At 74.4% G+C, this 11,811-nt stretch carries 12 protein-coding genes and 1 pseudogene; 4 read left to right on the forward strand and 9 right to left on the reverse strand.

All coding sequences use genetic code 11. The annotated features are described in order from the left end of the window. The 6 genes from SSBG_RS21930 to SSBG_RS21955 form a co-directional block, all read right to left on the reverse strand. Complete coding sequence (locus SSBG_RS21930) at positions 1–1,362, reverse strand: cytochrome P450 (protein WP_008748259.1); 1,362 nt, start codon at positions 1,360–1,362, stop codon at positions 1–3. 209 nt (positions 1,363–1,571) lie between these two features. After that, complete coding sequence (locus SSBG_RS21935) at positions 1,572–2,174, reverse strand: GTP-binding protein (RefSeq protein ID WP_008748260.1); 603 nt, start codon at positions 2,172–2,174, stop codon at positions 1,572–1,574. Beyond that, entirely contained in the window at positions 2,149–2,544 is a 396-nt protein-coding gene (locus SSBG_RS21940; RefSeq protein WP_008748261.1) for a DUF742 domain-containing protein, read from the reverse strand. Before SSBG_RS21940 ends, SSBG_RS21935 begins: the two co-directional genes overlap by 26 nt. After that, positions 2,541–2,942, reverse strand: coding sequence for a roadblock/LC7 domain-containing protein (locus SSBG_RS21945; protein ID WP_008748262.1), 402 nt, complete (start codon positions 2,940–2,942; stop codon positions 2,541–2,543). The genes SSBG_RS21940 and SSBG_RS21945 overlap by 4 nt, the downstream gene beginning before the upstream one ends. Continuing rightward, positions 2,939–4,138: an ATP-binding protein gene (locus SSBG_RS21950; protein ID WP_008748263.1), complete on the reverse strand. Its 1,200-nt coding sequence runs from the start codon at positions 4,136–4,138 to the stop codon at positions 2,939–2,941. The genes SSBG_RS21945 and SSBG_RS21950 overlap by 4 nt, the downstream gene beginning before the upstream one ends. A gap of 475 nt (positions 4,139–4,613) precedes the next feature. Continuing rightward, a complete protein-coding gene (locus SSBG_RS21955) occupies positions 4,614–4,988 on the reverse strand; it encodes a hypothetical protein (protein WP_008748264.1) in 375 nt (124 codons plus the stop codon). A gap of 128 nt (positions 4,989–5,116) precedes the next feature. On the opposite strand from SSBG_RS21955, the gene SSBG_RS21960 reads away from it, so the two are divergent. Next, positions 5,117–5,347, forward strand: a complete 231-nt coding sequence (locus tag SSBG_RS21960) for a DUF2277 domain-containing protein (RefSeq protein WP_037870375.1) — start codon at positions 5,117–5,119, stop codon at positions 5,345–5,347. Positions 5,348–5,432: 85 nt separating this feature from the next. On the opposite strand, the gene SSBG_RS21965 is transcribed toward SSBG_RS21960, so the two are convergent. Then, positions 5,433–6,167, reverse strand: a complete 735-nt coding sequence (locus SSBG_RS21965) for a DedA family protein (RefSeq protein ID WP_008748266.1) — start codon at positions 6,165–6,167, stop codon at positions 5,433–5,435. Between the two features lie 236 nt (positions 6,168–6,403). On the opposite strand from SSBG_RS21965, the gene SSBG_RS21970 reads away from it, so the two are divergent. After that, positions 6,404–7,294, forward strand: a complete 891-nt coding sequence (locus tag SSBG_RS21970) for a superoxide dismutase (protein WP_234010621.1) — start codon at positions 6,404–6,406, stop codon at positions 7,292–7,294. A 74-nt stretch (positions 7,295–7,368) separates the two neighbouring features. Here the strand turns inward: SSBG_RS21970 and SSBG_RS21975 are convergent. Together SSBG_RS21975 and SSBG_RS21980 are read right to left on the reverse strand one after the other, a co-directional pair. After that, positions 7,369–9,202, reverse strand: a pseudogene (locus SSBG_RS21975) (alkaline phosphatase D family protein). Positions 9,203–9,450: 248 nt separating this feature from the next. Further along, a complete protein-coding gene (locus SSBG_RS21980) occupies positions 9,451–10,146 on the reverse strand; it encodes an HNH endonuclease family protein (protein WP_008748269.1) in 696 nt (231 codons plus the stop codon). 384 nt (positions 10,147–10,530) lie between these two features. Between SSBG_RS21980 and SSBG_RS21985 the strand changes: the two genes are divergently transcribed. Together SSBG_RS21985 and SSBG_RS31615 are read left to right on the forward strand one after the other, a co-directional pair. Then, positions 10,531–11,121, forward strand: a complete 591-nt coding sequence (locus SSBG_RS21985) for a TMEM165/GDT1 family protein (protein WP_037871758.1) — start codon at positions 10,531–10,533, stop codon at positions 11,119–11,121. A gap of 224 nt (positions 11,122–11,345) precedes the next feature. Beyond that, the coding region (locus SSBG_RS31615; RefSeq protein WP_037870377.1) for an HAD family hydrolase at positions 11,346–11,811 on the forward strand (466 nt) is incomplete at its 3' end.

Here is an 11,811-nt window from a genome sequence, read left to right on the forward strand (position 1 = left end):
TCAGGCGCGGAAGACGTCGAGGAACGTCGACCAGAAGCCCTTCTTGCGGGCCGGTTCCCGGGTACTCCCCGTATCGCCGGCGCCGCCCGCGTCGTGCTGCGCGGCGCGGGACTGCCGCTCCTCGCCCGGTGCCGGCTGGGGCCGGTGCGCGGCCAGGCGGTTCGCCGGGGAGGGGCTGAAGGTGACCGGCAGGGAGACCAGGGCCCGGTGGAACGGGCCGGGACGCCAGCGCAGTTCCTCCTCGGGGACGGCGAGCGCGAGGTCGGGCAGCGCGTTGAGCAGCCGCTCGATCGCGGCGCTCGCGATGACCTGCGCGGGGTCCTTGGCGGGGCAGGCGTGCGGGCCCGCGCCCCACGCGAGGTGGGCCCCCTTGCTCTGGCTGCCGCGCGCCTCGGCGAGCTGGGGGTCGCCGTTGGCCCCGGCGAAGGAGATGAGCACCGGCGTGTTCGCCTCGGCGATGTGCCCGCCGAAGTCCACGTCCTGCACGGGGTAGTGCGCCGCGTAGTTGGCGATCGGGGACGCGTTCCACAGCACGTGGTCCATCGCCTCCTCGATCTGCGGCCCGGAGTCGTGGCCGCCGGAGGCGGAGAGCATGAGCAGCAGGGTGTTGCCGATGAGGTTGCGCTCCGGCTCGACACCCGCGCCCATCATCATGACCAGCTGGTCGTTCAGCTCGGCGTCGGTGAGCCCGGCCGAGTGCTGGACGAGCCAGGACGTGATGTCGTCACCGGGCTGGCGGCGCTTGAGGGAGATCAGCTCCATGAGGCACGCGGTCAGCTCCTCGTTGGCGCGCAAGGGGTCGCGGCCGTCGAAGATCGCCGACATCGAGGAGGTGAGGGTGTCACCGATGCCGGCGGGGCAGCCGAAGAGCTTGTTGAAGAGCAGCAGCGGCAGCAGCTTGGCGTAGTCGGAGAGCAGATCCGCCCGGCCCCGCTCGCTGAACTGGTCCAGGAGGTGGTCGGCGATGGGCTCGACGTCGCGGCGGATGCGGCTCATGTTGAGCTTGGCGAGGCTGTCGGTGACGGCCTTGCGCAGGCGCAGGTGGGTGGAGCCGTCGCTGAACATGGTGTTGGGCCGGTAGCCCAGCATCGGCAGCAGCGGGTTGTCGGCGGCGATGCGCCCTTCCACGAGATCCCGCCAGCGGCGTGAGTCGCGCGGGAACAGTTCGGTGTTGCGGAGGACCTGGAGAGCCGTGCCGTGGTCGACGACGAGCGTGCCCTCGATCCCCGGAGCCAGCTCGACGGCCCCGGCGGCGCCCTCGGCGCGCAGTTTGTCGTACACCTGGTGCGGATCGGCGGCGAAGGCCGCGTCGTGCAGGGGGCATCCGCCGCCGGTCGGGGCGGACGCGCGATGAGAGGTCATCGGACTTCCTTCATGAACCGGGAGGGGGTTCCCGGGGAGCGAGGGGGAGCGGCCGGGGGAGTGGCTGCGGGGACGAGGGGCGCCCGGCGGGGCGGCGGCGCGCGGACCGCGGGGGCGGGGGCCGCCCGGACTCGCGCGCGGACCGTACGCGCGGGGGGTGCCCCTCCCCGCCGTGCGGAGCGAGGGCCCGTACGGCGGGAAGGACGCGGTCAGGCCGCGTGGTCGAGCAGGTGGCGGACGAGCGCGATGAGCGCCTCGGCGGAGGAGCGCTGGTCGCGGGCGTCGCAGACGACCACCGGGGTGTCCGGGAGCAGGTCGAGCGCCTCGCGGACCTCCTCCGTGCCGTAGGAGCTGCCGGCGTCGAAGGCGTTGACGGCGACCGCGTACTCCAGGCCGTAGCTCTCGATCAGGTCGATGACCGGGAAGGTCTGCTCCAGGCGCGAGGGATCGACCAGCAGCAGCGCGCCGAGCGCGCCGCGCGCCATGTCCTCCCACAGCTGCATGAAGCGCTGCTGGCCCGGGGTGCCGAAGAGGTAGAGGACGAGGTCCTCGCTCAGCGTGAGCCGGCCGAAGTCGAGCGCGACGGTCGTCGTGCTCTTGTCGCCCGTGCCGCGCAGGTCGTCCACGTCCACCGAGGCGCGCGTCATGCGCTCCTCGGTGCGCAGCGGGGTGATCTCCGAGAGCGAGCCGATGAGGGTCGTCTTGCCGACGGCGAAGTGCCCGACCACCAGGATCTTCGCGGCGTTGGTCACCGCGCTGGGGACGTAGATGGAGCGCGGGGCGACCTCAGCCGATGAGGGATTGGAGTCCATTGAGAACCTTCTCCAGAGTCGCTCTGTCAACGTGCTGGGCACGGGGCGGTTCGGCTCGGCGCATGAGGTGTCCCTGTCGCGCGAGGTCGGTGAGGAGTAACCGCACGACGCCGACGGGCAGCGCGAGGTGGCCCGCGACCTCGGCGACGGAGAGGTAGCCCCCGCCGCACAGCTCCCAGATCGCCCGGGTCTCGGGGCTGGCGCCGAGCGGCAGAGTGCGGTCGGGCGCCAGCGTCACGAGGGTGTGCAGCGCCAGGTCCTCGGCGGCGGGCAGCTCCCTGCCGCCGGTGATCACGTACGAGCGGACGAAATCGCTCGTGACGGAGGCTTCCTCGCCGGGCCCCGCGGGCCCTTCGCCGGGGGCCGTCATACGCCGACACCGTTGTCGGTGCGCGGGGCGACGCTCATCGCCTTCGCAAGAGCGGTGACGGTCTTCTGCATCCGGAAGGACACCGCCTCCATGTCCACGTCGACCGCGGCCGACACGGCGAGGTAGGCGCCGGAACCGGCGGCGATGAGGAAGATCCAGCCGCCGTCGTACTCCAGCAGCGTCTGCTTCCAGAAGCCGTTCCCGGCGCCGACGAAGGGGGCGACCGCGCGGCTGAGCGACTGCATGGAACTCATCGCCGCCGCGTTGGTCTCCGCGTCGTCGCGGGAGATGTCGTCGGAGCGCTGGAGCAGGAGCCCGTCACCCGAGACGAGGATCGCGTGGCGTGCGCCGCGCACTTCCAGCACGTCGTTCAGCACCCATGACAGGTCGGTGTTCACGGCTGATTCGGTCCTTCCGCAGAGGTCGTGCTCCGCCCGAGCTGGGTGCCCCGTGCGAAGGCGCCGAGGCGGGAAGCGGTCACTTCACTGGACTGTTCCGGTGCCGTCGCCTCACTCGCCGCGGGCTCGGGGACGACCGAGATGGCGCGCTGGCGGCGGCTGCGCTTGGGGAGCCCGCCGGAGGTGCGGCCCACGATGTGCGAGGGGCCGACCGGTACGGGCGCGAGTCGCTGCGGGGCCTCCTCCTCGGGCGCGGAGTCCTGCCGGGCGGGCTCCACGGGGGGCGCCGACTCGATGCTGAGGAGCTCCTCCGGTACGCGGATCACGGCACGCACGCCTCCGTAGGGGGACACCGAACCGACCGAGACCGCGAAGCCGTAGCGGGTCGCGAGCATCCCGCAGACCGCGAAACCGAAGCGGGGCGGGTCGCCGAGCTTGGTGATGTCGACGGACTCCTGGCCCGAGAGCAGCGTCGCCGCCCGGTCCTTGGTCTCCTGGTCCATGCCGAGGCCCGCGTCGTCGACGATGAAGCAGATGCCGGTGGGCACGGTCTGGATGTTCACCTCGACCGGCGTGCCCGGGGCGCTGTACGCCGTCGCGTTGTCGAGCAGTTCGGCGAGCACGACGGCGAGCGGTTCGACCGCCTTGCTCACGACCCGGGCGCTGACCTGCGCGTGCACGCCGACCCGGCCGAAGCCCTTGATGCGGCCCTGGGCGCTGCGCGCGACGTCGTAGACGTTCGCGGGCGCCTGCCGGCGGCCGAGCCAGCCGCCGCAGAGCACCGAGATGCCCTTGGCCCGCCGCCCGATCTGGCTGCCGGTGTGGTCCACCGACATGAGGTCGGCGAGCATCTCGGAGTCGTCGCCGTACTTCTGGAGCAGTCCGTCGAGCAGGAGTTGCTGCTCCTCGGCGAGGGACTGGAGCGTGCCCATGGCCGATTTGAGCACCGCCTTGGTGGAGGACTCGGCGTCCGCGCGGACGTCCGCGAGCTCGCCGCGGTGCCGGTCGGCCAGGGAGGCGGTTCTCGCCTCCAGGTGCGCGAGATCACCCCTGGCCCGGCCGAGTCCCGCCTCCAGTTCGGCCTTCGCCTTCCTGAGTGAGAGGTTGGTCCGTCGTGCCCGCAGCACGGCGAGGACCGCGACCACGAGCACTGCCAGCGAGAACCACAGCAGTGGATCTCGGAAAAATGAAGTCATGAGACTCTCTTCAACTCGCACCGCGCGAGGACGGGGACGGGTCCTCCGGGGCACCGCGCGCGGTCGTGCGTCGTGGCGGGTGGCGCGGAGCCGCCTGGCGTATTCTGTCCCGCGCCCTAGGGCGGTGGGGCTTTTGAGACTGTCCCCCGCACGCGCATGACGCGTCGTCAGCCTACTGAAAGTCTGATGATCGTATCAGTCGAGATTTGTGGCGTCGGACGGTTCCGCATATCAGGGAACGACTCTCACCTCATCTGCACCAGTTCGGGGTGGCGGATGGTGAACGAGTCTGTCGGCGGCGGGAGTTGGGTGCTCCGAGTCGCGCGTGGCGCGAAAGGTTCAACGATTGGCGTGAGGGGGTTGGGGAGGTGTGCGGGGGGCTGCGCGGGGGGTGGTTCCCCGGTGGTGCGGGAGCGCGGGCGGGATGGTTCCCGGGTGGGTGCGCGGGGCGCCCGCCGGGGCGCGGGCGAGGGGGTCAGCCCTCCGGTGCGGCGGGGTTCCCCGGGGCGGCCGTCGGTGGAGCCGGTGGCGGGGTCGCGCGCTTGAGGCGACTGCGGGCGTCCACGCGCCGCTCCTCGGCGACCTCGGCCCAGTAGGGGTGCGAGCTGACGAAGACGGTCAGCTCGAACTCGCGGGCGCGCAGCTTGCTCACGAGCGCCTGGTCCTTGGCGCCCCAGCCCGGCGAGGCGGGGCGCTCCACACGCCGCCATCCGTTGTCGTCGCTGAAGCCGTCGTGCGGGGCCACGGACCAGGGCAGCCGCCTCAGCAGCTCGCGCAGCTCCGCCCGCACCTGGTGCAGTTCCTCCTGGCCGGTGCGGAGGTCGTCGGGGAAGTCTCGGGTCTCTGCCACGCTCTGAATGGTACGCCTGTTCGATTTTTCGAGGCGAACGGAGCGGGTGGGCGGCGTGGTGATTCGTTCGAACGTGTGAACGGCTCCGGTCGGTGGACGCCGCGTCGGGCGGGCGGCGGGCTGGCGTCATGTGCCGAAACATCAAGACCCTGCGTCCCCCCGCCCAGCCCGAGTGGGCGACCGGCGAGGAGATCCACGAGGCCGCTCTCCAGTACGTCCGCAAGGTCTCCGGCTTCCGCGCGCCCGCGGCCCACGACCGCGAGGTGTTCGAACGCGCGGTCGCCGAGGTGGCGCGGGCGACGGCGGAGCTGATGGCGGGACTGGAGGTGAAGGGGGGCCCGGCTCGGGAGGAAGGCTGAGGGGTGCGGGCGCCCCGGCGCGGGCCGCCGTGAGGGGCGGGCCGCCGTGAGGGGTGGGCCCGGGGGCGCCGGTTCCGCGCCGCTGTCAGGGGCGCCGGAGGGGGCGGGTCCCGTGCTCCCCGCCGCCGGTCCCGTGCTCCCCGCCGCCGGTCCCGCGCTCGCCGCCGCCCGCCGTCAGGGGCGTTGCGTTGGCCGCCGGGCGGGGGCCGGGGGCCGAGGGGGCGGTTCGGCGCATGAGGAAGGCCGCGCCCGTGCTCGCCACGAAGAGGGCGGCGACCGAGATCGCCGTTCCGAACCAGTTGGCGCCGAGCCACTGGCCGCCGAAGTACCCGAGCGCCACGCTGTACGCGGCCCAGGCGACGCCCGCCACCGCCGACCACGGCAGGAAGTCGCGGGTACGGCGGTGCGCGGCGCCCGCCACGAGCGAGACGACCGAGCGTCCTGCCGGGGCGAAGCGGGCCAGGACGACGAGGGCGCCGCCGCCGCGCGCGAGGGCCCAGCCGAGCCGCTCCTGCGCGGTGCTCAGCTTGCGGGACCGGGCGATCGCCCGGTCCAGGCGCGCCCCGCCGCGCAGCGCGAGCCGGAAGGCCAGCAGGTCGCCGAGTACGGAGGCCACCGCCGCGCAGGCCGCGAGCAGCACGACGTGCGGGATCTGGTTCACGTGCGGACTCGCGGAGGCCGTCGCCGCCGCCGCGGTCGCCGCCATCACGACCAGCACGCCACTGGGCAGCACGGGGAGGAAGACATCGAGCGCGACCGAGAGCGCGATGACCGCGTACATCCACGGGCTGCCGGTCAGCGGCCCCAGGCTCTCGAACACCGAAAACTCCCGGTCATGGACAGCGCCACGCTGTCGCACGGGGGGCGGCAAGGGCGATCGGATCTCAGCCATACAGCGTACGCGGACTGATCACAGGGAGCTTTGCCGGGGGGTGGGCTTGTAGGACTTCTCACGTTCACCCACGTGCCCCATCCGAGCGGCGCCCGGCAGCACCGTCCCGTACCAGTGAAGACACCGAAGGTAATCGAAGGGGAACCGAGCGCGAGGAGCAGCAGATGGTGTCAGGAAGGGTCGCCGGGGCCGTCGCCGCGGCCGTACTGGCGGCGGCCGGGACGAGTGGCCGGGCCGCCGCCGCACCGACGGGGCCGGACGCCAGGCCGGAACCGCCCCGGGCCGTGGCGGAGCGGGAGGCCGGGGACGCGTCCGCGCGGGGCCCGCTCCCCGCCTCCTACCTGCGTCCCGCCGCGCCACCGGCCAGGCCCGCGCTCCGCCCGCTGCCCAGGCCGGCGGCCAAGGGCGCGACGGTGCGTCCGGCGGTCCAGGGGGTACGTGCCGGGGCCGGCCCCGCCGATGCCGAACCGGTCACCGGGGTCGTCCCGCTCCGGGACCCGGCTCTCACCGGTACGGGTGACCCCGCCCCGGCCGCCCCCGGCACCACCTCCGCGGGGGAGCGCCCGGCGGGGACCCATCAGCTCGTCATCGGCACGCGCTTCGCCCCCGTGCCGCAGGGGCTCGCCCCCGGCGGGAGCCTGCCCAGGGCGCTCACCTACCGGCCCGCGCTCGTCCCGGCCGGCGCGGGCGTCCAGGTCGAGCAGCACACCGACGAGGACGGCACCCGCGTCACGCTGCGGGCCACCGGCCTCCGGGCGGGCCACTCCTACAGGGCGCACGTGCACACCGGCCTCTGCGGCGCCGACCCGGCCGCGGCCGGGGGCCACTACCAGCACGCGAAGGACTCGGTCACGCCCTCCACCGACCCCGCCTACGCCAACGACCGCAACGAGATCCGGCTCTCCTTCACCGCCGGCACCGGGGGCGAGGGCACCGCGACGGTCACGCACCCGTGGGGCTTCCGCCCCGGCGAGGCCCGCTCGGTCGTCCTCCACGAGGGCACCGGCATGGGCGAGCCCGCCGCCTGCGTCTCCGTCCCCTTCCGGGGCTGGTGAGACCGCCCGGCGGCCTCCCCGTACGGCAGGGGTGAGACCGCCCGGCGGGCCGGAACGGTACGGGAGCGCCCGGCTCAGGGGCGGTCCAGCCGGGTGCGCGTCACCTCGCGCAGGGTCGCGCGCCCGTCGCGCGGCACCGCCTTCTCCAGGGTCAGCGCCGCCGTCCGGCCGCGCAGGTCGAGCGTCATGAGCTGATTGCCGAACCACGGCCCGCCGTCGCGCCGCCAGCGCACGGCGGGCTCGGGCACGCGCCCGTGCCGGGCGAAGAGCCCGCCGAGCGCGCGCCCCGCGCCCGTCCAGCCGAACCGGAAGCCGAAGCGCATCGCGAGGGGCACCGAGTTGTGCACGGGCGAACACGTGAGCTGGTACACGGGACTGCCCGGCACCGCCGCGTCCCGGCCCGGCCAGCGCGTGCCGCTCTCCTTCGGCCACCGTGCCTCCGCGACGTAGGCGTGGTGCACGTCGCCCGACAGGACGCTCACCGTCGCGGGCGCCTCCGGGCCCTGCCGCACCTCCGCGATCAGGTCCGCGAGCGCGCCGAAGGAGCGCGGGAAGGCCGCCCAGTGCTCCAGGTCGGCCGCCCGCCGCAGGTACTCGCCGCGCCCCGCCCAGCGCGCGCCCCGCTCGCCGCCGCACAGCGCGGAGTCCCAGCTCTCCAGGTCGTGGATCAGGTGCGGCAGGAGCCAGGGCAGCGAGGTGCCGAGCAGGAGATGGTCGTACGCGCCCCGGTCCTCGCGCACCTGCGCGCGCATCCAGTTCTCCTCCTCCGGGCCGAGCATCGCGCGCCGGTCCTCCGCCAGGACGCGCGCGGCACGCGAGTCGATCATGAGGAGGCGGGTGCGGCCGAGATCGCGCCGGAAGCTCCAGCGCGCGGCGGCCGGATCGGCGTCCGCGCGCTCGGCGAAGGCGCGCAGCGCCTCGGTGCCGTCGCGCTCCGGTGCCGCGCGGATCGCGGCGAGGAGCGGATCGGCGGCGAGCGCGGCGGGGGAGAGGTTGCCGAGGTGCTGATGGACCCAGTACGACATCAGGCCGCTGAGTATCCGTTCCCGCCACCAGCCGGTCGCCCGCATCTCCGCGAGCCACTTGTCGCTCGTGTTCCAGTCGTCGATCACGTCGTGGTCGTCGAAGATCATGACGCTCGGGACCGTCGAGAGCAGCCAGCGGATCTCCGGGTCGCCCCAGGACTCGGCGTAGAGCCGCGTGTAGTCGGCGTAGTCGGCGGCCTGCGCGCCGGGCGGCTTGTCCAGGTCGCGCCGCCGTCCCATCCACTCGCGCGTCGCCGGGGACACCTCGTCCGCGTACACCTGGTCGCCGAGCAGGACGAGCAGCCCGGGGCGCGCGCTCGCGGGCTCACCGGCGAGCCGCAGCGCGAGCGTGTCGAGGGCGTCGGGGCCCACCGGGTCCTCCTCCTCGGCCGGGGGCGCGGCCCAGCGGCAGGAGCCGAAGGAGACCCGGACCGGGGCCGCGGGGTCCGCGCTCGGCGTGCAGGATCTCGGAGGGCGGGAACGCCGAGCCCTCCTCGGGCCACACCCGGGCCTCGCCCCCGCCGTCCTCCGCCTCCGCCGTCACCTCGTACGGCAGGGCGGTCCCGGCGGGAAGCCCGTCGAGGACGACGAGGGCGTAGTGGTGCCCGGCCACGCGGAAGGTGCGGGCCTCGCCGGTGAAGGGCGCGGTGGAGCCGGTGACGGCCGCGGCGGAGTCGGGCGGGTCCCCGGCGTGGGCCGACGCGCTCCCGGTGGCGCCTTCCGCGTCCTCCGCGCCTTCGTCTTCAGTGTCCTCCGCGTCCTCCGCGTCCTTTCGCGCGGTCGCGCGCACGCGCACCGTGCAGGGCTCGTCCGTCTCGGCCCAGACGGTCGCCGACCCCGCGTCCACGTACCGCAGCACCGGTCCCAGCAGCAGCTTGGCCATTCCCGCCCGCCCTCCACGCTCGCTCTCGCCCCGCGCCACGCGCCTACCCGGTCACCCGGACAGGACGCGTGTCCCGCGCACGGAACCGCCGCGGGCTCACCAGGGAGAACGGCGGACGGCCGGAAGACGGTTCCCGGCCCCGGCGTCCGGGCGGCCTCGGAGTACGAGCGGCCCCCGAGTCGGGGCGGCCCCCGAGTCGGGGCGGCCCCGGGGCCCCGGAGCCCGGGAACCCCGGCGCTCACCCGGCCTCAGCAGTTCTTGAGCGCTCCCTGCAAGGCCGTCTTCTCCGCCGCGTCGACGTCGAGGCCGTAGTAGTGCTTCACCTGGACCCACATGCGCGCGTACACGCAGCCGTAGGAGGCGAGCGGCGGCATCCAGGTGGCGGGGTCCTTGTCGCCCTTCGACTGGTTGACGTTGTCGGTGACGGCGACGAGCTGGGGGCGCGTGAGGTCGTTGGCGAGGGACTGGCGACGCGCGGTCGTCCAGGAGCTCGCGCCGGAGCGCCACGCCTCGGCGAGCGGGACGACGTGGTCGATGTCCACGTCCGAGGCGGCGCTCCAGGTGGCGCCGTCGTACGGGGACTTCCAGGTGCCCGAGGTCGCCGAGCAGCTCGCGTTCTGCCCGACGTTCGTGCCGTCACGTTTCAGCACCACCTCGCGGGTGTCGCAGCTGCCGGACTGCGTGATCCAGTGCGGGAACTTGTCGCGGCTGTATCCGCTCATCGAACCCGGCGAGGCGACGGCCAGCTCGGAGAGGTAACTCCGCGCCGTGGAGGCCGCGATGGGCGTGGGAGGGGCGGCCTGTGCGGACGGTCCGGCGAGGACGGACGCGGTGGTGAGCGCGGCGGTCAGGGCGCCGAGAGCGCCGAGGACGCGGCGGCGTCGCTGCGCGGGACGGTCGTGACGCGCGTAGAGAACGGACGAACCGGGCTGGTGTGAGGGCACGTTGACTCCTCGGTGTGGGGGTGGGTCCGGCGTCAGGCTGACGGACCGTGGTTTCCGTGGGGTGGTCACCAGGTAACAGCGTGGCGTCATGCGCACGTCACGACAAGGGTGGTGAACGCTCGCCGGTCGTGCGCGGGCGTGCGGACACCGCGTGCGGGGAGGGGGAGTTGGGGCAGGCGGAGGCGGAGGTGCGCGAGGGGCTCGTGGGGACGCGAAGCCGAACGGCGGGCGGGGGAGCGGCTGCTGGGAACTCCCCGTGCCCGCCGCGCGGCGCTCCCTCGCGGGCGGGCCCGGCCCCGGCACCCGGTACCTTCGGGGGCCGGGCGCCGGGGCGGGCCCGCTCCGGCCCGGAGGGGGCCGGGGGTGTCGCGGGAGGCGGGAAGCGTGTTCGATGTCGGTGTGGCCGCGCTGGTCTTCGGGGTGGTCGTGCTCGCCGAGCTGCCGGACAAGACGGCACTCGCCGGGCTCGTCCTCGGCACCCGGTACCGCGCCTCGTACGTCTACGCGGGGATGGCCGCCGCCTTCCTGCTGCACGTCGTCCTCGCCATCGCGGCGGGCAGCGTCCTGACCCTGCTGCCCACCCGGCTGCTGCGCGCGCTCTCCGGGGTCCTCTTCCTGGGCGGGGCCGCCTTCCTGCTGCTCCAGCGGCCACCCGACGAGGCGGCCGTCGCCCGGGCGCGGGAGCCCGGCGGGCAGAGCTTCTGGCCCGTCGCCGGGGCCGGGTTCTCCTTCATCCTCGCCGCCGAGTTCGGCGACCTCACGCAGATCGTCACGGCCAACCTCGCCGCCCGCTACGGCGGTCAGCCGCTCTCCGTGGGGGTGGGCGCGGTCGCCGCGCTGTGGTCGGTCGGTGCGCTCGTCGTGCTCGGCGGGCGCGGGCTCATCAGGAAGGTGCCGCTCGGGCTCGTCACGAAGGCCGCCGCGCTGATGATGCTCGTCCTCGGCGCGCTCAGCCTCTTCGAGGCCGTCGTCTGAGCCGGGGCGGCGCGGGAGGGCGCGGCGGCGCGGGAGGATGCGGCGGCCCGGCAGGGCGTGGCGGCCCGGCAGGGCGCGGCGGCCCGGCGCCGGGGGTGGTGTGGCGCCGTCCCGGCCCGTTTTGTATCGTGGCCGAACAAAGTGGTTCCGTCCGTAAACCCTGACCTGCGGGCGGGACCACTCTTGTGCTCCGCCCGTGTTCCCCCGTGCCCGTGAGGTGTGCCATGCCAGGTACCGAGTTGCGCGTCAAGGCCCTGCTCATCGACATGGACGGCACGCTCGTCAACTCCGACGCCGTGGTCGAGCGCGTCTGGCGCGCCTGGGCCCTGCGCCACGGGCTCGACCCGGAGCACGTCCTGCGCGTCGCGCACGGGCGGCAGGGGTACGCGACGATGGCCGCGCTGCTGCCCGAGCGCCCCGTCGCGACCAATCTCGCCGAGAACGAGGTCATGCTCGCCGAGGAGACCCGCGACACCGAGGGCGTGGTCGAGATCCCCGGCGCCGCCGCCCTCCTCGCCGCCCTCGCCCCGCACCCGCACGCCCTCGTCACCTCGGCCGACGTCCCCCTCGCCACGGCCCGGCTCACGGCCGCCGGGCTCGGGGTGCCCGCCGTGCGCGTCACCGCCGAGGACGTCCGCGCGAGCAAGCCGGACCCCGAGGGCTTCCTCAAGGGCGCCGCCGCGCTCGGCG

The sequence above is a fragment of the Streptomyces sp. SPB074 genome (genome assembly GCF_000154905.1).
Classification (GTDB): Bacteria; Actinomycetota; Actinomycetes; order Streptomycetales; family Streptomycetaceae; genus Streptomyces.

What these genes read in the sequence shown, in the direction of transcription:
- SSBG_RS21930 (WP_008748259.1), bottom strand. Translation starts at nt 1,362, where the DNA reads ATGACCTCTCATCGCGCGTCCGCCCCGACCGGCGGCGGATGCCCCCTG.
- SSBG_RS21935 (WP_008748260.1), bottom strand. Translation starts at nt 2,174, where the DNA reads ATGGACTCCAATCCCTCATCGGCTGAGGTCGCCCCGCGCTCCATCTAC.
- SSBG_RS21940 (WP_008748261.1), bottom strand. Translation starts at nt 2,544, where the DNA reads ATGACGGCCCCCGGCGAAGGGCCCGCGGGGCCCGGCGAGGAAGCCTCC.
- SSBG_RS21950 (WP_008748263.1), bottom strand. Translation starts at nt 4,138, where the DNA reads ATGACTTCATTTTTCCGAGATCCACTGCTGTGGTTCTCGCTGGCAGTG.
- SSBG_RS21960 (WP_037870375.1), top strand. Translation starts at nt 5,117, where the DNA reads ATGTGCCGAAACATCAAGACCCTGCGTCCCCCCGCCCAGCCCGAGTGG.
- SSBG_RS21970 (WP_234010621.1), top strand. Translation starts at nt 6,404, where the DNA reads ATGGTGTCAGGAAGGGTCGCCGGGGCCGTCGCCGCGGCCGTACTGGCG.